Origin of the sequence: Streptomyces viridosporus T7A (assembly GCF_008704515.1) — a bacterium.
GTDB classification, from domain to species: Bacteria; Actinomycetota; Actinomycetes; order Streptomycetales; family Streptomycetaceae; genus Streptomyces; species Streptomyces viridosporus.
In genome coordinates this window covers 4842149-4863462 of sequence record NZ_CP023700.1, presented here as the reverse complement: position 1 = coordinate 4863462, position 21314 = coordinate 4842149, and the positions used below count along the sequence as shown (strand labels likewise).

Annotated in this window: 19 protein-coding genes; 3 read left to right on the top strand and 16 right to left on the bottom strand. The window is 70.6% G+C overall.

Going from position 1 to position 21314, the window contains the following annotated elements; genetic code table 11:
• Positions 1-43: 43 nt before the first annotated feature.
• Genes nuoN through CP969_RS22555 form a run of 14 tightly spaced genes read right to left on the bottom strand, consistent with a single transcriptional unit; the run spans position 44 to position 16155 of the window.
• Positions 44-1693: an NADH-quinone oxidoreductase subunit NuoN gene (nuoN, locus tag CP969_RS22620; RefSeq protein ID WP_004984665.1), complete on the bottom strand. Its 1650-nt coding sequence runs from the start codon at positions 1691-1693 to the stop codon at positions 44-46.
• The gene (locus tag CP969_RS22615; protein WP_016825069.1) at positions 1690-3261 is read right to left on the bottom strand and encodes an NADH-quinone oxidoreductase subunit M; all 1572 of its coding nucleotides are present in this window, start codon (positions 3259-3261) and stop codon (positions 1690-1692) included. Before CP969_RS22615 ends, nuoN begins: the two co-directional genes overlap by 4 nt.
• Before the next feature lie 5 nt (positions 3262-3266).
• Positions 3267-5240, bottom strand: a complete 1974-nt coding sequence (gene nuoL / locus CP969_RS22610; protein WP_039830979.1) for an NADH-quinone oxidoreductase subunit L — start codon at positions 5238-5240, stop codon at positions 3267-3269.
• Positions 5241-5255: 15 nt separating this feature from the next.
• Positions 5256-5555, bottom strand: a complete 300-nt coding sequence (nuoK, locus tag CP969_RS22605) for an NADH-quinone oxidoreductase subunit NuoK (protein ID WP_003974374.1) — start codon at positions 5553-5555, stop codon at positions 5256-5258.
• Positions 5552-6403 (bottom strand): NADH-quinone oxidoreductase subunit J, encoded by an 852-nt coding sequence (locus CP969_RS22600; protein ID WP_004984668.1) that lies wholly within the window; start codon positions 6401-6403, stop codon positions 5552-5554. The genes nuoK and CP969_RS22600 overlap by 4 nt, the downstream gene beginning before the upstream one ends.
• Entirely contained in the window at positions 6400-7041 is a 642-nt protein-coding gene (gene nuoI, locus CP969_RS22595) for an NADH-quinone oxidoreductase subunit NuoI (RefSeq protein ID WP_004984669.1), read from the bottom strand. Before nuoI ends, CP969_RS22600 begins: the two co-directional genes overlap by 4 nt.
• Positions 7034-8413: an NADH-quinone oxidoreductase subunit NuoH gene (gene nuoH / locus CP969_RS22590; RefSeq protein ID WP_026084967.1), complete on the bottom strand. Its 1380-nt coding sequence runs from the start codon at positions 8411-8413 to the stop codon at positions 7034-7036. Before nuoH ends, nuoI begins: the two co-directional genes overlap by 8 nt.
• Positions 8410-10917, bottom strand: a complete 2508-nt coding sequence (locus CP969_RS22585; protein ID WP_016825072.1) for an NADH-quinone oxidoreductase subunit G — start codon at positions 10915-10917, stop codon at positions 8410-8412. The genes nuoH and CP969_RS22585 overlap by 4 nt, the downstream gene beginning before the upstream one ends.
• The gene (gene nuoF, locus CP969_RS22580; RefSeq protein ID WP_171817476.1) at positions 10914-12263 is read right to left on the bottom strand and encodes an NADH-quinone oxidoreductase subunit NuoF; all 1350 of its coding nucleotides are present in this window, start codon (positions 12261-12263) and stop codon (positions 10914-10916) included. Before nuoF ends, CP969_RS22585 begins: the two co-directional genes overlap by 4 nt.
• Positions 12260-13120, bottom strand: coding sequence for an NADH-quinone oxidoreductase subunit NuoE (nuoE, locus tag CP969_RS22575; RefSeq protein ID WP_004984683.1), 861 nt, complete (start codon positions 13118-13120; stop codon positions 12260-12262). The genes nuoF and nuoE overlap by 4 nt, the downstream gene beginning before the upstream one ends.
• A complete protein-coding gene (locus CP969_RS22570; protein WP_078495368.1) occupies positions 13117-14493 on the bottom strand; it encodes an NADH-quinone oxidoreductase subunit D in 1377 nt (458 codons plus the stop codon). Before CP969_RS22570 ends, nuoE begins: the two co-directional genes overlap by 4 nt.
• A complete protein-coding gene (locus CP969_RS22565; RefSeq protein WP_004984686.1) occupies positions 14490-15230 on the bottom strand; it encodes an NADH-quinone oxidoreductase subunit C in 741 nt (246 codons plus the stop codon). Before CP969_RS22565 ends, CP969_RS22570 begins: the two co-directional genes overlap by 4 nt.
• Positions 15227-15781, bottom strand: a complete 555-nt coding sequence (locus CP969_RS22560) for a NuoB/complex I 20 kDa subunit family protein (protein WP_004984689.1) — start codon at positions 15779-15781, stop codon at positions 15227-15229. The genes CP969_RS22565 and CP969_RS22560 overlap by 4 nt, the downstream gene beginning before the upstream one ends.
• A 14-nt stretch (positions 15782-15795) precedes the next feature.
• A complete protein-coding gene (locus tag CP969_RS22555; protein WP_003974383.1) occupies positions 15796-16155 on the bottom strand; it encodes an NADH-quinone oxidoreductase subunit A in 360 nt (119 codons plus the stop codon).
• Positions 16156-16879: 724 nt separating this feature from the next.
• Between CP969_RS22555 and CP969_RS22550 the strand changes: the two genes are divergently transcribed.
• Complete coding sequence (locus CP969_RS22550; RefSeq protein ID WP_026084968.1) at positions 16880-17722, top strand: C40 family peptidase; 843 nt, start codon at positions 16880-16882, stop codon at positions 17720-17722.
• Positions 17723-18182: 460 nt separating this feature from the next.
• On the opposite strand, the gene CP969_RS22545 is transcribed toward CP969_RS22550, so the two are convergent.
• Positions 18183-19466 (bottom strand): geranylgeranyl reductase family protein, encoded by a 1284-nt coding sequence (locus tag CP969_RS22545; RefSeq protein ID WP_004984698.1) that lies wholly within the window; start codon positions 19464-19466, stop codon positions 18183-18185.
• A 99-nt stretch (positions 19467-19565) separates the two neighbouring features.
• On the opposite strand from CP969_RS22545, the gene CP969_RS22540 reads away from it, so the two are divergent.
• Together CP969_RS22540 and CP969_RS22535 are read left to right on the top strand one after the other, a co-directional pair.
• Entirely contained in the window at positions 19566-20072 is a 507-nt protein-coding gene (locus CP969_RS22540) for a GNAT family N-acetyltransferase (protein WP_016825075.1), read from the top strand.
• Positions 20073-20286: 214 nt separating this feature from the next.
• Entirely contained in the window at positions 20287-20622 is a 336-nt protein-coding gene (locus CP969_RS22535) for a PASTA domain-containing protein (RefSeq protein ID WP_078495369.1), read from the top strand.
• Here the strand turns inward: CP969_RS22535 and CP969_RS22530 are convergent.
• A complete protein-coding gene (locus CP969_RS22530) occupies positions 20609-21304 on the bottom strand; it encodes a demethylmenaquinone methyltransferase (protein ID WP_004984707.1) in 696 nt (231 codons plus the stop codon). The genes CP969_RS22535 and CP969_RS22530 overlap by 14 nt on opposite strands.
• Positions 21305-21314: the final 10 nt, after the last annotated feature.

Genomic DNA, 21314 nt, shown 5'->3' with positions numbered 1-21314 from the left:
CCCAGGAGCGCCGGGCCGCCGCGGTCCGTCGGCGGGCGCGGAGTCAGCGCACGAACACCCCCGCGTCGCCCGCCAGCTCCAGGAAGTACTGCGGTGCCACACCGAGCACCACCGTGACCACCACGCCCACCCCGATCGCCGTCATCGTCAGCGGTGACGGCACCGCGACGGTCGGGCCCTCGGGGCGCGGCTCGCTGAAGAACATCAGGACGATGACGCGGATGTAGAAGAACGCCGCGATGGCCGACGAGATCACGCCGACCACGACCAGCGGGACCGCTCCGCCCTCCGCCGCCGCCTTGAACACGGCGAACTTCCCGGCGAAGCCGGAGGTCAGCGGAATGCCCGCGAAGGCCAGCAGGAACACCGCGAACACCGCCGCCACCAGCGGGGACCGGCGGCCCAGCCCCGCCCACTTGGACAGGTGCGTCGCCTCACCGCCGGCGTCCCGCACCAGGGTGACCACCGCGAACGCGCCGATCGTCACGAACGAGTACGCCGCCAGGTAGAACAGGACGGACGACACACCGCTCGGCGTGGCGGCGATGACACCGGCGAGGATGAAGCCCGCGTGCGCGATCGACGAGTACGCCAGCAGCCGCTTGACGTCGGTCTGCGTGATCGCGACGATCGCGCCGCCCACCATGGTGACGATCGCGACCGCCCACATCACCGGCCGCCAGTCCCAGCGCAGGCCCGGCAGCAGGACGTACAGCACCCGCAGCAGCGCGCCGAAGGCCGCCACCTTGGTCGCCGCCGCCATGAAACCGGTCACCGGCGTGGGCGCGCCCTGGTACACGTCCGGCGTCCACATGTGGAAGGGCACGGCGCCGACCTTGAACAGCAGGCCCATCACCAGCAGCGCGGCACCCACCAGCAGCAGCGCGTCGTTGCCCATGGTGTCGGCGAGCGCCGGGTTGACGTCCTGGACCGTGCCGTCGACGACCTGGGCGATCGTCGCGTACGACATCGAGCCCGCGTAGCCGTACAGCAGCGCGATGCCGAACAGCATGAACGCGGAGGCGAACGCGCCGAGCAGGAAGTACTTGACCGCCGCCTCCTGCGACATCAGCCGCTTGCGGCGGGCCAGCGCGCACAGCAGGTACAGCGGGAGCGAGAAGACCTCGAGCGCCACGAAGAGCGTCAGCAGGTCGTTGGCCGCCGGGAAGACCAGCATGCCGGCGACCGCGAAGAGCAGCAGCGGGAACACCTCGGTGGTGGTGAACCCGGCCTTGACCGCCTTCTTCTCGCTGTCGCTGCCCGGTACGGCGGCGGCCTGCGCGGCGAAGGAGTCGACCCGGTTGCCGTGCGCCGCCGGGTCGAGCCGGCGCTCGGCGAAGGTGAAGAGGCCGACCAGGGCCGTCAGCAGGATCGTGCCCTGCAGGAACAGGGCCGGTCCGTCGACGGCGATGGCTCCCATCGCCGCGATGCCCGCCTTGGTGGTGCCGTGATCACCGACCGCGAGCGCCACGATCGCGGCGAAGGCGGCGGCGAGGGCGACCACGGAGACGAACATCTGCGCGTAGTAGCGGGACCTGCGCGGGACGAACGCCTCGATCAGCATGCCGACGATCGCCGCGCCGACGACGATCAGGACGGGGGCGAGCTGCCCGTACTCGATCTTCGGCGCGTCGATCTTCGAGATCGGGTCGGCCGCCGTTGTCCACAGGTTGTGGACGGCTGTTGCACTCACTTGGCCGCCTCCACCTCGGGCTGGGGGTCCTTCTTCTGTACGTCGGACATGGTCTGCTTCACCGCCGGGTTCACGACGTCCGTGACGGGCTTCGGGTAGACGCCCAGGAAGACCAGCAGCACGACCAGCGGTGCCACCACCGCGATCTCCCGCACCCGCAGATCGGGCATCGCGGCGACCTCGGGCTTCACCGGGCCCGTCATCGTCCGCTGGTAGAGGACGAGGACGTAGAGCGCGGCGAGGACGATGCCGAAGGTGGCGATGATGCCGATCACCGGGTAGCGCGTGAACGTGCCGACCAGGACCAGGAACTCACTGACGAAGGGCGCGAGCCCCGGCAGGGAGAGGGTCGCCAGGCCGCCGATCAGGAAGGTGCCGGCGAGCACCGGGGCCACCTTCTGCACCCCGCCGTAGTCGGCGATGAGCCGCGAGCCGCGCCGCGAGATCAGGAAGCCGGCGATCAGCATCAGCACGGCGGTCGAGATCCCGTGGTTGACCATGTAGAGCGTCGCGCCGGACTGGCCCTGGCTGGTCATCGCGAAGATGCCCATGACGATGAAGCCGAAGTGCGAGATCGACGCGTACGCGATCAGCCGCTTGATGTCGCGCTGGCCGACCGCGAGCAGCGCGCCGTAGATGATGCTGATGACCGCCAGGACGAGGACGACGGGGGTCGCCCACTTGCTCGCCTCCGGGAACAGCTGGAGGCAGAAGCGCAGCATCGCGAAGGTGCCCACCTTGTCGACGACCGCCGTGATGAGCACGGCGACCGGGGCGGTGGACTCCTGCATCGCGTTGGGCAGCCAGGTGTGCAGCGGCCACAGCGGCGCCTTCACCGCGAAGGCGAAGAAGAAGCCGAGGAACAGCCAGCGCTCGGTGCCGGTCGCCATCTCCAGCGAGCCGTTGGCCCGCGCCTCGGCGATCTCGGTGAGCGAGAAGTTGCCGGCGACCACGTACAGTCCGATCACCGCGGCCAGCATCACCAGACCGCCGGCCAGGTTGTAGAGCAGGAACTTCACGGCCGCGTACGACCGCTGGGTGGCCGCCACCTTCTCGCCGTGCTCGTGGGCCCGGTCCCCGAAGCCCCCGATGAGGAAGTACATCGGGATCAGCATGGCTTCGAAGAAGATGTAGAAGAGGAAGACGTCGGTGGCCTCGAAGGAGAGGATCACCATCGCCTCGACGGCCAGGATCAGGGCGAAGAAGCCCTGCGTCGGCCGCCACCGCCTGCTGCCCGTCTCCACGGGGTCGGCGTCGTGCCAGCCCGCGAGGACGATGAACGGGATCAGCAGGGCGGTCAGCGCGATCAGCGCCACCGCGATGCCGTCCACGCCCAGTTCGTAGCGCACCCCGAAGTCCGCGATCCAGGCGTGGGACTCGGTGAGCTGGTAGCGGTCGCCGCCCGGGTCGAACCGCACCAGGACGACGATCGCGAGCACCAGCGTGGCGAGCGAGAAGAGCAGGGCCAGCCACTTGGCGGCCGTGCGCCGGGCGGCCGGTACGGCGGCCGTGGCGATCGCCCCGATGGCCGGGAGCGCCGCCGTGGCTGTCAGCAGAGGAAAGGACATCGGTATCAGACCGCCCTCATCAGCAGGGTCGCGGCGACCAGGACCGCCGCGCCGCCGAACATCGAGACCGCGTAGGACCGCGCGAAGCCGTTCTGCAGCTTGCGCATCCGCCCGGACAGGCCGCCGAACGAGGCCGCCGTGCCGTTGACGACCCCGTCGACCAGGGTGTGGTCGACGTAGACCAGCGAGCGCGTGAGGTGCTCGCCGCCGCGCACCAGGACCACGTGGTTGAAGTCGTCCTGGAGCAGGTCGCGCCGGGCGGCCCGGGTGAGCAGCGACCCGCGCGGGGCGACGGCCGGAACCGGGCGGCGCCCGTACTGGGCCCAGGCGACCGCCACGCCGACGACCATCACCGCGACCGTGGAGAGCGTCACCGCCAGGGCGCTGATCGGCGGGTTCCCGTGGTCGTACCCGGTGATCGGCTCCAGCCAGTGCACGAAGCGGTCGCCGATGCTGAAGAACGCGCCGCCGAACACCGAACCGACGGCCAGCACGATCATCGGGACCGTCATGATCTTCGGCGACTCGTGCGGGTGCGGCGGGGTGTGCGCGCCGCGCGTCTCGGCGGCGGGCTCCACGTCGGGCGCGGCCGGGGACGGCGTCGGGGCGTTGCGCCACCGCTCCTCGCCGAAGAACGTCATCAGCATCACGCGCGTCATGTAGTACGCGGTGAGGGCCGCGCCCAGCAGGGCGCAGGCGCCGAGGATCCAGCCCTCGGTGCCGCCCTTGGCGAACGCCGACTCGATGATCTTGTCCTTGGAGAAGAAGCCGGACAGGCCCGGGAATCCGATGATGGCGAGGTAGCCGAGGCCGAAGGTGACGAACGTGATCGGCATGTACTTGCGCAGTCCGCCGTAGCGCCGCATGTCGACCTCGTCGTTCATGCCGTGCATCACCGAACCGGCGCCGAGGAACAGCCCGGCCTTGAAGAAGCCGTGCGTCACCAGGTGCATGATCGCGAAGACGTAGCCGATGGGGCCCAGGCCCGCGGCCAGCACCATGTAGCCGATCTGCGACATGGTCGAGCCGGCCAGCGCCTTCTTGATGTCGTCCTTCGCGCAACCGACGATCGCACCGAACAGCAGCGTGACCGCGCCGACGATGGTGACCACGAGCTGGGCGTCGGGCGCGCCGTTGAAGACGGCCCCGGAGCGGACGATGAGGTACACGCCCGCCGTCACCATGGTGGCCGCGTGGATCAGGGCCGAGACGGGGGTCGGGCCCTCCATCGCGTCCCCGAGCCAGGACTGCAGCGGCACCTGGGCGGACTTGCCGCAGGCGGCGAGGAGCAGCAGCAGGGCGATCGCGGTGAGCTTGTCCTCACCGGCGGCGCCGGCGAGGCCCGCCTCTCCCTGGGTGCCGAGCACCGGCCCGAAGGCGAAGGTGCCGAACCACAGGAACATCAGCATGATCGCGATCGACAGGCCCATGTCGCCGACCCGGTTGACCAGGAAGGCCTTCTTCGCGGCCGTCGCGGCGCTGGGCTTGTGCTGCCAGAAGCCGATCAGCAGGTAGGAGGCGAGACCGACGCCCTCCCAGCCGAAGTACAGCAGCAGGTAGTTGTCGGCGAGGACGAGCAGCAGCATCGCCGCGAGGAACAGGTTGAGGTAGCCGAAGAAGCGGCGGCGCCGCTCGTCGTGCTCCATGTACCCGACGGAGTACAGGTGGATCAGCGAGCCGACGCCGGTGATCAGCAGGACGAACGTCATCGACAGCTGGTCGAGCCGGAAGGCGACGTCGGCCTGGAACCCCTCCACCGGGATCCAGCTGAACAGGTGCTGCGTGAGGATGCGGTCCTCGGCGCCCCTGCCCAGCAGGTCGGTGAAGAGCACCAGGCCGAGCGCGAAGGAGACGGCGGCGAGGGCCGTGCCGATCCAGTGGCCGACGGCGTCCAGCCGGCGTCCGCCGCACAACAGGACCACCGCTCCGAGCAGGGGCGCCGCCACCAGCAGCGCAATCAGGTTCTCTGCGTTAGTCACGGTTCTAGCGACCCCTCACAGCTTCATCAGGCTGGCGTCGTCGACCGAGGCCGAGTGGCGGGAACGGAACAGGGAGACGATGATCGCCAGCCCCACCACGACCTCCGCGGCGGCGACGACCATCGTGAAGAAGGCGATGATCTGGCCGTCGAGGTTGCCGTGCATCCGGGAGAAGGCGACGAACGCGAGGTTGCAGGCGTTGAGCATGAGCTCGATGCACATGAAGACGACGATCGCGTTGCGCCTGATCAGCACGCCGGTGGCGCCGATGGTGAACAACAGGGCGGCGAGGTAGAGGTAGTTGACCGGATTCACTTCGACGCCTCCTCGGACCGCTCGTACGCCGACTTGAACGTCGGCTCGACCGCCGTGCGCTCCAGCCGCTCCTCGGCGCGCTGCTCCAGCGCCCGCAGGTCGTTGAGCGCCTCCTGCGACACGTCACGGATCTGGCCGCGCTCCCGCAGCGTCTTGCTGACGGTGAGTTCGGACGGGGTGCCGTCGGGCAGCAGGCCCGCGATGTCGACGGCGTTGTGCCGCGCGTACACACCGGGCGCCGGCAGCGGCGGCAGGTACTTCCCCTCGCGGACGCGCTGCTCGGCCAGCTCGCGCTGGGTCCGGGCGCGCTCGGTGCGCTCGCGGTGGGTGAGCACCATGGCGCCGACGGCGGCCGTGATGAGCAGGATGCCGGTGATCTCGAAGGCGAAGACGTACCGGGTGAAGATGAGGGACGCGATGCCCTCCACGTTGCCGTTCGCGTTCGCCTGGCCGATGCCGTTGAACTCGCCGAGCGAGGCGTGGCCGATGCCCGTGATCAGCAGGGTGCCGAAGCCGAGCCCGCACAGCAGGGCCAGCCAGCGCTGGCCCTTGATGGTCTCCTTCAGGGAGTCCGCCGCGGTGACGCCGACCAGCATCACCACGAACAGGAACAGCATCATGATCGCGCCGGTGTAGACGACGATCTGCACGATCCCCAGGAAGTAGGCGCCGTTGGCCAGGTAGAACACCGCGAGGACGATCATGGTCCCGGCGAGGCAGAGCGCGCTGTGCACGGCCCGCCGCATGAAGACGGTGCACAGGGCGCCGATCACCGCGATCGTGCCGAGGACCCAGAACTGGACGGCCTCTCCGGTGGAGGTGGAGTAGGCGGCGAGCTGCTCGGTCATCGCCCGATCACCTTCCCGGACGCCGGTTCCTCCGCGCCGAAGGTCGAGTCGGCCTCCTGCACGACCTCGCCCTCGGAGCGGACGGCCTGCCGCTCCGTGCCGGGCGCGGCCTCGGTCACCAGGCCCCGGTAGTAGTCCTGCTCGTCGGTGCCGGGGTACATGGCGTGCGGGCTGTCGACCATGCCCTCCTCCAGCCCGGCGAGGAGCTGTTCCTTGGTGTAGATGAGGTTCGCGCGGCTGGAGTCGGCCAGCTCGAACTCGTTGGTCATCGTGAGCGCGCGCGTGGGGCACGCCTCGATGCACAGTCCGCACAGGATGCAGCGGGCGTAGTTGATCTGGTAGACGCGGCCGTAGCGCTCGCCGGGCGAGTAGCGCTCCTCGTCGGTGTTGTCCGCGCCCTCGACGTAGATGGCGTCGGCGGGGCAGGCCCAGGCGCACAGTTCGCAGCCGACGCACTTCTCCAGGCCGTCCGGATGGCGGTTGAGCTGGTGCCGTCCGTGGAAGCGCGGGGCGGTGGTCTTCGGCTGCTCCGGGTACTGCTCGGTCAGCCGCTTCTTGAACATGGCCTTGAAGGTCACGCCGAAGCCGGCCACGGGGTTCAGGAAACCGGGCTTGGTCTCCTTGGGCTCCTCAGCCATCGGACGTCTCCTTTCCATCCGTGGATCCGCCCAGAGGTCCGTCACTCCGAGTATCGGGTCCGCCACTGACAATGAGTTCCTGTTCTCCCCCGCGCGACCGGCGGCGCGGCACCGGCGGCAGCTCCTGCCCCGGCAGCGGCGGTACGGGGAACCCGCCCGCCATCGGGTCGAAGGCGGCCGGGGCCTCGGCGGGCTGCTCGGCCCGCTTCGCCTTGTCGCGGAACAGGTCGGCGACGAAGGACAGCAACAGCAGGGCGAGCACGGCGGCGGCGACGTAGAGCGCGATGTCGGCGAAGTCGTAGCCCTCGTTCCGCAGGGCCCGCACGGTGGCGACGAGCATCAGCCACACCAGCGAGACCGGGATGAGGACCTTCCAGCCGAGCTTCATCAGCTGGTCGTAGCGGACCCGCGGGAGCGTGCCGCGCAGCCAGACGAACATGAACAGCAGCAGCTGGACCTTGAGGACGAACCAGAGCAGCGGCCACCAGCCGTGGTTCGCGCCCTCCCAGAAGGTGCTGACCGGCCACGGGGCCCGCCAGCCGCCCAGGAAGAGGGTCACCGCGACGGCCGAGACGGTGACCATGTTGATGTACTCGGCGAGCATGAACATCGCGAACTTGATCGACGAGTACTCGGTGTTGAAGCCGCCGACCAGGTCGCCCTCGGACTCCGGCATGTCGAAGGGGGCGCGGTTGACCTCGCCGACCATCGTCACGATGTAGAGGAGGAAGGAGACCGGCAGCAGCAGGACGTACCAGCGGTCGGTCTGCTGCGCGACGATCTCCGACGTCGACATCGACCCCGAGTAGAGGAAGACCGAGGCGAACGCGGCGCCCATGGCGATCTCGTAGGAGATCATCTGCGCGCAGGAGCGCAGGCCCCCCAGCAGCGGATAGGTGGACCCGGAGCTCCAGCCCGCCAGGACGATGCCGTAGATGCCGATCGAGGCGACCGCCAGGATGTAGAGGAGCGCGATCGGCAGGTCGGTGAGCTGCATCGTGGTGCGCTGGCCGAAGATCGAGATCTCGTTGCCGGCCGGGCCGAAGGGGATCACCGCGATCGCCATGAAGGCCGGGACGGCCGCGACGATCGGCGCGAGGACGTAGACCACCTTGTCCGCGCGCTTGACGACGACGTCCTCCTTGAGCATCAGCTTCACGCCGTCGGCGAGCGACTGGAGCATGCCCCAGGGGCCGTGCCGGTTGGGGCCGATGCGCCGCTGCATCCAGGCGACGACCTTGCGCTCCATCACGATCGCGACGAGCACGGTCACCATGAGGAAGGCGAAGCAGAACACCGCCTTGATGACGACCAGCCACCAGGGGTCGCGGCCGAACATCGAGAGGTCTTCAGCAGCGAGGTACGGGCTCATCCCTCCACCTCCTTGGGGGCCTCGTCGACGAGCGTCGCCGGGCCGATGCGGACGAGGGCGCCGGGCTGTTCCCCGGTGTCGGAGGCGACGCCGCCGCCGGCGGAGTTCAGCGGGAGCCACACCACGCGGTCGGGCATCTCGGTGACCGCCAGGGGCAGTTCGGTCGTTCCGGCGGTGCCGGTCACCGCCAGCAGGTCGCCGTCCTTGACGCCGACCTCGGCGGCCGTGGCGGCCGACATGCGCGCGTGGGCGGCGTGCCGGGTGCCGGCGAGCGCCTCGTCGCCCTGCTGCAGGACGCCCCGGTCGAGCAGCAGCCGGTGCCCGGCGAGCACCGCCTCCCCGACGGCCGGCCGGGGCAGGGCGCCCGCGGTCTCCAGCGGTTCGGTGGCCCGCGGCCCGTCCCAGGCGCCGAGCCGGTCGAGCTCCGCGCGGATCGTGCGCAGGTCCGGCAGCCCCAGGTGGACGTCCATGGCGTCGGCCAGCATCTGCAGCACGCGCGCGTCGGTGGGCGCGAGACGCCGGGTCATCTGGTCGGGCTTGAGCGCCGCCTCGAACATGCGGACCCTGCCTTCCCAGTTGAGGAAGGTGCCGGCCTTCTCGGCGACCGCGGCGACGGGCAGGACGACGTCGGCGAGCTCGGTGACCTCGCTGGGCCGCAGCTCCAGCGAGACCACGAACCCGGCCTCGGCGAGTGCCGCACGCGCGCGTGCCGGGTCGGGCAGGTCGGCGACCTCCACGCCCGCGACCAGCAGCGCCTGGAGCTCACCGCGTACCGCCGCCTCGACGATCTGGCCGGTGTCGCGGCCGTAGCGGTGCGGCAGTTCGGCGACGCCCCAGACGGCGGCGACCTCCTCCCGCGCGCGCGGGTCGGTCGCCGGGCGCCCGCCCGGCAGCAGCGACGGCAGCGCGCCCACCTCGACGGCGCCCCGCTCCCCGGCCCGGCGCGGGATCCACACCAGCCGGGCACCGGTCGCGGAGGCGACCCGGGCCGCCGCGGTCAGGCCGCCCCGCACGCCCGCCAGCCGCTCGCCGACGACGATCACCGCGCCGTCGCCGCGCAGCGCCTCGGCGGCCCGGGCCCCGTCGCCCTCCAGGCCGACGCCGCTCGCGAGCGCGTCCAGCCATTCGGTCTCGGTGCCGGGAGCCGCCGGCAGCAGTGTGCCGCCGGCCTTCCGCAGTCCGCGCGTGGCGTGCGTGGCCAGGGCGAACGTCCGCTGCCCGTGCTTGCGCCAGGCCTTGCGCAGCCGCAGGAAGACGCCGGGCGCCTCCTCCTCGGACTCGAACCCGACCAGCAGGACGGCGGGCGCCTTCTCCAGCGACGTGTACGTGACGTGCGCGCCTCCCGCGAGGTCGTGTCCGCGGCCCGCGACCCGCGCGGCGAGGAAGTCGGCCTCCTCGCTGCTGTGCACGCGCGCGCGGAAGTCGATGTCGTTGCTGTCGAGCGCCACGCGCGCGAACTTGCTGTAGGCGTAGGCGTCCTCGACGGTGAGCCGGCCGCCGGTGAGGACACCGGTGCGGCCCCGTGAGGCGAGCAGCCCCTGGGCGGCGATCTGCAGCGCGTCGGGCCAGGAGGCCGGCTCCAGTTCGCCCTCGGGGTTGCGCACGAGCGGGGTCTGGAGCCGGTCCCGCAGCTGCGCGTACCGGAACGCGAAGCGCCCCTTGTCGCAGATCCACTCCTCGTTGACCTCGGGGTCCTCGGCGGCGAGCCGCCGCATGACCTTGCCGCGCCGGTGGTCGGTGCGCGTGGCGCAGCCGCCGGAGCAGTGCTCGCACACCGACGGCGAGGAGATCAGGTCGAAGGGGCGGGAGCGGAACCGGTAGGCCGCCGAGGTGAGCGCGCCGACCGGGCAGATCTGGATGGTGTTGCCGGAGAAGTACGACTCGAAGGGGTCGCCCTCGCCGGTGCCGACCTGCTGCAGCGCGCCCCGCTCGACCAGCTCGATCATCGGGTCGCCGGCGATCTGGTTGGAGAACCGGGTGCAGCGGGCGCACAGCACGCACCGCTCGCGGTCGAGCAGCACCTGCGTGGAGATCGGCACGGGCTTCTCGTAGGTCCGCTTCGTGCCCTCGAAGCGGGACTCGGCGTTGCCGTGCGACATCGCCTGGTTCTGCAGCGGGCACTCGCCGCCCTTGTCGCAGACCGGGCAGTCCAGCGGGTGGTTGATGAGCAGGAGCTCCATCACACCCTTCTGGGCCTTCTCGGCGACCGGCGAGGTGAGGTGGGTCTTCACCACCATGCCGTCGGTGCAGGTGATGGTGCAGGAGGCCATCGGCTTGCGCTGGCCCTCCACCTCGACGATGCACTGGCGGCAGGCGCCGGCCGGGTCGAGGAGGGGGTGGTCGCAGAACCGGGGGATCTCGATGCCGAGCTGCTCGGCGGCCCGGATGACCAGGGTGCCCTTGGGCACGCTGATCTCGATGCCGTCGATCGTCAGCGTGACGAGGTCCTCGGGCGGGACCGCCGCCTCTCCTCCACCGGAAGGAGCGTTGGTGGTCACAGTCATGCGTGCACCTCCGTACGGTCGGCCCAGGCCGTCGACTTGGCCGGGTCGAAGGGGCAGCCGCGGCCCGTGATGTGCTGCTCGTACTCCTCGCGGAAGTACTTGAGCGAGGAGAAGATCGGCGAGGCGGCACCGTCGCCGAGGGCGCAGAAGGATTTGCCGTTGATGTTGTCGGCGATGTCGTTCAGCTTGTCGAGGTCGGACATCCGGCCCTTGCCGGCCTCGATGTCGCGCAGCAGCTGGACGAGCCAGTACGTCCCCTCGCGGCAGGGCGTGCACTTGCCGCAGGACTCGTGGGCGTAGAACTCGGTCCAGCGGGTGACGGCGCGGACGACGCAGGTCGTCTCGTCGAAGCACTGCAGGGCCTTGGTGCCGAGCATGGAGCCCGCGGCGCCCACTCCCTCGTAGTCGAGCGGGACGTCGAGGTGCTCGTCGGTGAACATCGGCGTCGAGGAGCCGCCCGGGGTCCAGAACTTCAGGCGGTGTCCGGGCCGCATGCCGCCGCTCATCTCGAGCAGCTGGCGCAGCGTGATGCCGAGCGGCGCCTCGTACTGGCCGGGGTTGGCGACGTGGCCGCTGAGCGAGTAGAGCGTGAAGCCCGGGGACTTCTCGCTGCCCATCGAGCGGAACCACTCCTTGCCCCGGTGCAGGATCGAGGGGACCGACGCGATCGACTCGACGTTGTTCACCACGGTCGGGCACGCGTAGAGGCCCGCGACGGCGGGGAAGGGGGGACGCAGCCGCGGCTGGCCGCGGCGACCTTCGAGCGAGTCGAGCAGCGCGGTCTCCTCACCGCAGATGTACGCGCCCGCGCCCGCGTGCACGGTGAGTTCGAGGTCGAGTCCGCTGCCCAGGACGTTCTCGCCGAGCAGGCCCGCCGCGTAGGCCTCGCGCACGGCCGCGTGCAGCCGCCGCAGGACGGGGACGACCTCGCCCCGCAGGTAGATGAAGGCGTGCGACGACCTGATCGCGTAGCAGGCGATCACGATGCCCTCGATGAGGCTGTGCGGGTTCGCGAAGAGGAGCGGGATGTCCTTGCAGGTCCCGGGCTCCGACTCGTCGGCGTTGACCACGAGGTAGTGGGGCTTGCCGTCCCCCTGGGGGATGAACTGCCACTTCATCCCCGTCGGGAAGCCGGCGCCGCCGCGTCCGCGCAGACCGGAGTCCTTGACGTACGCGATGACGTCGTCGGGCGACATGGCGAGCGCCTTGCGCAGCCCCTCGTACCCCCCGTGCCTGCGGTAGACGTCCAGCGTCCAGGACCTGTCCTCGTCCCAGAAGGCCGAGAGCACGGGTGCGAGCAGCTTCTCCGGGCTCATGTCCTTGAGTTCGGCTGCCAAGGTCATCACTCCCCCTCCTCGGCGGTGGGCCCAGCGGGGTGGGACGGGTCGGAGGCCGATGTGTCCTGCGGCGCGTCGTGCGAGCTGAGGTGCTCGGTGGGCGACGGCTCGTGCGGTGGGGTGTCCCGGGGCGGTTCACCGCGCGGGTGCACCACGCGCGCGGGTGCGGCCTCCCCCTTGGCCAGCTTCAGGCCGACCAGGGAGGCGGGTCCCGCGCTGCCCGTGGCCTCGGTGGCGCCCTCCCGCTCGTCGGGGAAGCCGGCCAGGATGCGGGCGGTCTCCTTGAAGGTGCACAGGGGCGCCCCGCGGGTGGGCGCGACCGGGCGGCCGGCGCGCAGGTCGTCGACCATGCGCTTGGCGCTCTCGGGGGTCTGGTTGTCGAAGAACTCCCAGTTCACCATCACCACGGGCGCGTAGTCGCAGGCCGCGTTGCACTCGATGTGCTCCAGGGTGACCTTGCCGTCGTCGGTGGTCTCGCCGTTGCCGACCCCCAGGTGCTCCTGGAGCTCCTCGAAGATCGCGTCACCGCCCATGACGGCGCACAGGGTGTTGGTGCACACCCCGACCTGGTAGTCGCCGCTCGGCCTGCGCCGGTACATGGTGTAGAAGGTGGCGACCGCGGTCACCTCGGCCGTGGTCAGGCCGAGCACGTCCGCGCAGAACTGCATCCCGGTGCGCGTGACGTGGCCCTCCTCCGACTGCACGAGGTGCAGCAGCGGCAGGAGGGCGGACCGGGAGTCCGGGTAGCGGGCGATGACCTCGCGCGCGTCGGTCTCCAGCCGGGCCCGGACGTCGTCCGGGTAGGCGGGTGCGGGCAGTTCGGGCATGCCCAGGCTGACGCCCCGCTCCGAAGAAGAGGTGGTCACCGGTCGACGCCTCCCATCACGGGGTCGATGGACGCCACGGCGACGATGACGTCGGCCACCTGGCCGCCCTCGCACATCGCCGCCATGGCCTGCAGGTTGGTGAAGGACGGGTCGCGGAAGTGGACCCGGTAGGGGCGGGTGCCGCCGTCGGAGACGACGTGCGCCCCGAGCTCGCCCTTGGGCGACTCGACCGCCGTGTACGCCTGTCCCGGCGGGACGCGGAAGCCCTCGGTGACCAGCTTGAAGTGGTGGATCAGGGCCTCCATGGAGGTGCCCATGATCTTCTTGATGTGGTCGAGGGAGTTGCCCAGTCCGTCCGGTCCCAGGGCGAGCTGGGCGGGCCAGGCGATCTTCTTGTCGGCGACCATGACCGGTCCGGGCTGGAGCCGGTCCAGGCACTGCTCGACGATGTGCAGCGACTGGCGCATCTCCTCGAGCCGGATCAGGAAGCGGCCGTAGGCGTCGCAGGTGTCGGCGGTCGGGATCTCGAAGTCGTAGGTCTCGTACCCGCAGTACGGCTGGGCCTTGCGCAGGTCGTGCGGCAGACCGGTGGAGCGCAGGATCGGGCCGGTGGCGCCGAGGGCCATGCAGCCGGCCAGGTCCAGGTAGCCGACGTCCTGCATGCGGGCCTTGAAGATGGGGTTCCCGGTGGCGAGCTTGTCGTACTCCGGGAGGTTCTTCTTCATCGTCTTCACGAACGCGCGGATCTGGTCCACCGCGCCGGGCGGCAGGTCCTGGGCGAGTCCGCCGGGGCGGATGTACGCGTGGTTCATCCGCAGGCCGGTGATGAGCTCGTAGATGTCGAGGATGAGCTCGCGGTCGCGGAAGCCGTAGATCATGATCGTGGTGGCGCCGAGCTCCATGCCGCCGGTGGCGATGCACACCAGGTGGGAGGAGAGGCGGTTGAGCTCCATCAGGAGCACACGGATGATCGAGGCGCGGTCGGGTACCTGGTCCTCGATGCCGAGGAGCTTCTCGACCGAGAGGCAGTACGCCGTCTCGTTGAAGAAGGACGTCAGGTAGTCCATGCGCGTCACGAACGTGGTGCCCTGCGTCCACGTCCGGTACTCGAGGTTCTTCTCGATGCCGGTGTGGAGGTAGCCGATGCCGCAGCGGGCCTCGGTGACGGTCTCGCCGTCGATCTCCAGGATCAGGCGGAGCACGCCGTGGGTGGACGGGTGCTGCGGGCCCATGTTGACGACGATGCGCTCGTCGTCGGTCCGGGCCGCGGACTGGACGACCTCGTCCCAGTCGCCGCCGGTGACGGTGTAGACGGTGCCCTCGGTCGTTTCGCGAGGAGGTGCCACCGAGGAGGCGGTCCCGGAGGGACTCGACGAGGAGTGGGGGCCGGGCGACGGGTGGGGAGTGCTCACGAGTACGACCTCCGCTGGTCCGGAGCCGGGATCTGGGCGCCCTTGTACTCGACGGGGATGCCGCCGAGGGGGTAGTCCTTGCGCTGCGGGTGGCCCTGCCAGTCGTCCGGCATCATGATCCGCGTCAGGGCCGGGTGACCGTCGAAGACGATGCCGAAGAAGTCGTACGTCTCGCGTTCGTGCCAGTCGTTCGTCGGATAGACCGGGAACAGCGACGGGATGTGCGGGTCGCTGTCGGGCGCGCTGACCTCGAGGCGGATCAGCCGGTTGTGGGTGATCGAGCGCAGGTGGTAGACGGCGTGCAGCTCGCGGCCCTTGTCGTTCGGGTAGTGCACGCCGCTGACGCCGGTGCACAGCTCGAAGCGCAGCGCCGGGTCGTCGCGCAGGGTGCGGGCGACCCGGACCAGGTGCTCGCGTTCGATGTGGAAGGTGAGTTCGCCGCGGTCGACGACCGTCTTCTCGATGGCGTTGCCGGGGAGCAGTCCCTGCTCCTCCAGCGCGCCCTCGAGCTCGTCGGCGACCTCGTCGAACCAGCCGCCGTAGGGGCGGCTCGCCGGTCCCGGGAGCCGGACCGAGCGGACCAGGCCGCCGTAGCCGGAGGTGTCGCCGCCGTTGTCGGCGCCGAACATGCCGCGCTGGACGCGGACCTCCTCACCGCCCTGACCGCGCTGGCCGGGGAGGTTCTGGGCGGAGAGGTCCTTCTCCGGGTTGACCCCGTTGCCGTTCGCGTCGCTCATCGCAGCAGCCCCTTCATCTCGATCGTGGGCAGGGCCTTGAGCGCCGCCTCCTCCGCCTCGCGGGCCGCCTCCTCGGCGTTCACGCCGAGCTTGGAGTTCTGGATCTTCTGGTGGAGCTTGAGAATGGCGTCCAGCAGCATCTCGGGCCGGGGCGGGCAGCCGGGCAGGTAGATGTCGACCGGCACGACGTGGTCCACGCCCTGGACGATCGCGTAGTTGTTGAACATGCCGCCCGAGGAGGCGCAGACCCCCATGGAGATCACCCACTTGGGGTTCGGCATCTGGTCGTAGACCTGCCGCAGCACCGGCGCCATCTTCTGGCTGACCCGGCCGGCGACGATCATCAGGTCCGCCTGCCGCGGTGAGCCCCGGAAGACCTCCATGCCGAAGCGCGCCAGGTCGTAGCGGCCGGCGCCGGTGGTCATCATCTCGATGGCACAGCAGGCGAGGCCGAACGTGGCGGGGAAGACGGACGACTTGCGCACCCAGCCCGCGGCCTGCTCGACGGTGGTCAGCAGGAAGCCGCTCGGCAGCTTTTCCTCGAGTCCCATGGCTTAAAGACCCCTCAGTCCCATTCCAGGCCGCCGCGCCGCCATACGTACGCGTACGCGACGAAGACGGTGAGCACGAAGAGCAGCATCTCCACGAGCCCGAAGATCCCCAGGGCGTCGAAGGTGACGGCCCAGGGGTAGAGGAAGACGATCTCGATATCGAAGATGATGAAGAGCATCGCCGTCAGGTAGTACTTGATGGGGAAGCGCCCGCCGCCGGCCGGCGTGGGGGTCGGCTCGATGCCGCACTCGTAGGCTTCGAGTTTGGCGCGGTTGTACCGCTTCGGACCGATCAGCGTGGCCATGACCACGGAGAAGATCGCAAAGCCTGCCCCGAGGGCTCCCAGTACGAGGATGGGCGCATACGCGTTCACCGCTCCTCGCTCCTCTCAGTCGGCACTGACTGCTGGCGGTTGTACGGGGGCTCACCACCGCCTCACCGGTCCCGCGAACCACGCCCGCCCCGGCGAAGATCGAGAACATGTGAAGCAGGTCACAAGCCCAACCGCTCCGCATCTTATGCCCGTGGGTCTGTGATCTGCGACACGGGGTATCGCACAACCTTTGTGATCTCCACCACCTGACGAACGATCATGAAGTCGGATGAGCGTCGATCTTCATACGCGAAGCGTTCGCGCGGTCACCAAACGTGACAATTTGTTTCGTTCACGCAGGTCAGAAGGGTCGTCTCCATATCAAGAGTCTTCCCTTGCATGCAAATTGGCGCCGGACCCGATCCCTTGATAGGGGGCTCGCTCCCCCTTCGAGGGAAGCGCGGTGCGCGAGGTGGACACGTGCACGCGTTCACGAAGTCCCGGCGTCGTGATCCGGCCGTGATCGACCCCGCCCGACGCGGCGACGGGGCCGACCGTTCCGTGACCTCCGTCACGTGGGCGGGAGGTCGAGGAGAAGAGGGCTTGGCCAATCGGTCCAACCGATGGTAGGTGAAGGGCAATTCGGGCGTAATGATGAAAGACCGTGATCACAGGCCGGTCACGGACCGCCCGCAATGTCCGTTACGGCGCCAATGAGGGGCGACACGCCCGGGTTTCGGGGCCCGATTGAACAACTGTGGCGCAGCACACGTTCCTTGAAGACATGAAGGAGCCCCTGGTACCGGTTGTTCCCATGTCCCACACCGCTCACATACGCAGCCACCGGAAACCCCGCCGTACCGCGCAGTCCGCGCTCGCCGTGCGGGCCGGAGTTGCCGGTGGCGTCCTCAGCACCCTGGCAGTGGCCGGGGCGTCGGGTTCGGCGAACGCCGCCGAACCGGTGACGCAGACCCTCGAACTGCCCACCCTGACGGCCGACCTGGCCGCCCAGGTCGCCCAGTCCGCGGAGGCCACCCAGCAGGCCGCCGCGAACTACCAGCTGCAGGCCGAGCGCGACGCGGCCGCCGCCCAGGCCGCCAAGGAGGCCAAGGCGGACCTCGCCGAGGCCAAGAAGAAGGCCGAGGCGAAGAAGAAGGCCGCGGAGGAGGCCCGCAAGGCCGCCGCCGAGCGCGCCGAGCGCAACGCCGACCGCGGCGTCCTCTCCGCCTCCGCCTCCGCCTCCACCACGACGACGGCCTCCGCGCCGACCGGCGGCAGCGTCGCGACGGTCATCGCCTTCCTCAAGGCGCAGGTGGGCGACGCCTACGTCATGGGCGCCACGGGCCCCAACGCCTGGGACTGCTCGAGCCTGGTGCAGGCCGCGTTCAAGCAGGTCGGCGTGGACCTGCCGCGCGTCTCGCAGGACCAGTCGACGGTCGGCACCGACATCCCGCTGTCCCAGATCCAGGTCGGCGACATCCTGTACTGGGGCGGCAAGGGCTCCGCGTACCACACGGGTGTCTACATCGGTAACGGCCAGTACCTGGACGCCGCCAACCCCTCCAAGGGCGTCGTCATCCAGGACCTCTCCGGCTACCCCGCGTCGGGTGCCGTGCGCGTGCTCTGAGCCGCGTCCACACGGACCGAAGGGCCGCTGCCGCTCGGGGGCAGCGGCCCTCCCCGGTTCACGGCCCGATCGCGGCCCGTGTCCGGGGCTCGCGGCCCGTGTCCGGGCCTCCCCGACCCGCCTCCGGGCCTCCCCGGTCCATGTCCGGGTCCCTTTGGGGCACTTCGGGCATCTCCGGCACACTCGGGGCGTTCCGCTCCCCTCGGGTCCCGTCCGCGACGCCCCGCGCCTCGCACTCCCCCGCGCCGGCATCCGCACACCCCGGGCAAGATCGCCCGATTGCCCGAATCGTCCCGCACTCGGCGCGTGTTGACGGGCCGAGTGCGCCCCGACGGCACGGCGCAGGACGCCGTGACGGCCCCTCCCGGCGCCCGTACGGACGTGGGCGGCCGGGAAAGCCGCTCCTCCGGCTCCGGCCGCCCACGGCACCGCTCACGGCCCCGCCCGCGCGGGGCGCGCGTCACGCCTTCGGCGCCACCTTGCTCAGACCGTTGATGATGCGGTCCATCGCGTCGCCGCCCGTCGGGTCCGTCAGGTTGGCGAGCAGCTTGAGGGTGAACTTCATCAGCAGCGGGTGCGTCAGACCGCGCTGGGCGGCGATCTGCATGATCTTCGGGTTGCCGATGAGCTTCACGAAGGCGCGGCCGAGGGTGTAGTAGCCGCCGTAGGTGTCCTTCAGGACGCGCGGGTAGCGCTGGAGGGCGACCTCCCGCTGGGCCGGCGTGGTCCGCGCGTGCGCCTGCACGATGACGTCGGCGGCGATCTGCCCGGACTCCATGGCGTAGGCGATGCCCTCGCCGTTGAACGGGTTCACCAGGCCGCCCGCGTCGCCGACGAGCAGCAGCCCGCGCGTGTAGTGCGGCTGGCGGTTGAAGGCCATGGGGAGCGCGGCACCGCGGATCGGGCCGGTCATGTTGTCCGGCGTGTAGCCCCAGTCCTCCGGCATTGAGGCGCACCAGGCCTTGAGGACCTCGCGCCAGTCCAGCTCCTTGAAGGACTCCGAGGTGTTGAGGACGCCGAGGCCGACGTTGCTCGTCCCGTCGCCCATGCCGAAGATCCAGCCGTAGCCGGGCAGCAGGCGGTCCTGCGGGCCGCGGCGGTCCCACAGCTCCAGCCAGGACTCCAGGTAGTCGTCGTCGTGGCGCGGCGAGGTGAAGTACGTGCGCACCGCGACGCCCATCGGTCGGTCCTCGCGGCGGTGCAGGCCCATCGCCAGGGACAGCCGGGTGGAGTTGCCGTCGGCGGCCACCACCAGCGGGGCGCGGAAGGTGACTTCGCGCTTCTCCTCGCCGAGCTTGGCCTTCACGCCGGTGATGCGGCCGGTGCGGTCGTCGATGATCGGCGCGCCCACGTTGCAGCGCTCGTACAGCCGCGCGCCCGCCTTCTGGGCCTGCCGGGCGAGCTGCTCGTCGAAGTCGTCGCGCTTGCGGACCAGGCCGTAGTCGGGGAAGGAGGCGAGATCCGGCCAGTCCAGCTGGAGGCGGACACCGCCGCCGATGATGCGCAGGCCCTTGTTGCGCAGCCAGCCGGCCTCCTCGGAGATGTCGATGCCCATCGACACCAGCTGCTTCACCGCGCGCGGGGTGAGACCGTCGCCGCAGACCTTCTCCCGCGGGAACTCGGTCTTCTCCAGCAGGAGCACGTCGAGTCCGGCCCTGGCCAGGTGGTACGCGGTGGTGGAGCCGGCTGGCCCCGCGCCCACGACGATCACGTCGGCGGTGTTGTCGGAGAGGGGCTCGGTCACGGCGGGTTCTCCCCAGGGTTCGAAATCTGCGTGCCGACCGGCACTGGACACGGGCAGTCTATGCAGCGGCATCGATCACCCGGCTGAAGGGCTGCCCCCGTGAACCGAACGCTCCCCGCCGTACGGCTCCGTGTCCCCACCCACGAGGACGCCGTCGCCTGGCACCGGATCTTCGACGACCCGGAGGTCATGGAGTTCCACGGAGGCACGTCGGCGGAGCTGTCGGTCTACGAGGAGCTCACCGCCCGCCAGCGCCGGCACGACGCCGAGCTCGGCTTCTGCCTGTGGACCGTGCTCGACGCGTCCGGCGAGGCCGTCGGCTTCACGGGCGCCCAGCCGTGGGAGCGGGAGTGGGGCCCCACGGGCGAGATCGAGATCGGCTGGCGGCTCGCGCGGGAGCACTGGGGCAAGGGGTACGTCACCGCGGCGGCGCTGCAGACGCTGGAGCGCGTGCGCGCGGCGGGCACGCGGAGCGTGGTGGCGATGGTGGACGCCCGCAACACCCGCTCGACAGCGGTCGCCCGGTGGCTGGGGATGCGCCTGGCCGGGACGTTCACGACGCCGGACTCGCGGCGGGAGTGCCACTGCTACCGGCTCGGCCTCTGAAGCGCGACCGCCACCGGCTCGGCCTCTGAAGCGCGACCGCCACCGGCTCGGCCTCTGAAGCGCGACCGCCACCGGCTCGGCCTCCGCCCGGTCCGCCCCGGAGACCGGCCGTCACGCCGGGTAGTCGATTGTCACGGAACGCCACAGGATGCTTCCGGCGGCCGACCGCGCGGGTCTACCCTGCCGGTACCGCTGGGGGGTGACGTCCGTGCGTATGACACCCAGGACACCCGAAGTGCGCGTGCCGCGCCTGGTCGGTCTGATGGCCGTGGACGCCCGCGAGGCGGCCCGGGCGCGGGGCCTGTTCCTCGTCGCGCCGGACCGGCCGGACTTCCCGCGCACCGTCGTCGACCACGTCGTGCGCCAGTACCCGCAGCCCGGTACCGAGGTGCCGCGGGACTCCCCGGTCCACGTGTGGTTCGACTTCACCGACGGGGAGGGCGGCGGAGGGGTGCGCGAGCCGCGCGGGCCCGTGCCGCCCGCCGGCGGCCTCCGGCGGGAACTGGAGGAGCCGCGCGGTCCCCGCACGGCGGTCCTCAGCCCTTCTTGAAGCCCCGGTGCACGGCGACGATGCCGCCGCTGAGGTTGCGCCAGGCCACCCGGGTCCAGCCTGCCTTCTGCAGCCGGGCGGCGAGGGCGGGCTGGTCGGGCCAGGCCCGGATGGACTCGGCGAGGTAGACGTACGCGTCCGGGTTGGAGGAGACCGCGCGGGCGGTCGGCGGCAGGGCGCGCATCAGGTACTCGGTGTAGACGGTGCGGAACGGCGCCCACGTCGGGTGGGAGAACTCGCAGATGACGATCCGCCCGCCGGGCCGGGTCACCCGGTGCATCTCGCGCAGCGCGGCGTCGAAGTCCTGCACGTTGCGCAGCCCGAAGGAGATGGTGACGGCGTCGAACGTGTCGTCCTTGAACGGCAGCCGCGTCGCGTCGCCGGCCGTGAACGGCAGCCAGGCGTTCCGCCGCTTGCCGACCCGGAGCATGCCGAGGGAGAAGTCGCAGGGGACGACGTACGCGCCGGTGCGGGCGAACGGCATCGACGACGTGCCCGTGCCGGCCGCCAGGTCCAGGACCTTCTGGGCCGGCCGGGCGTCGACCGCCTTCGCGACCTCCTTGCGCCATCGCCGGTCCTGGCCGAGGGACAACACGTCGTTGGTCAGGTCGTACCGTTCCGCCACGCCGTCGAACATCGAGGCGACTTCGTGCGGCTGCTTGTCCAGGGATGCGCGGGTCACGGGCCCATTC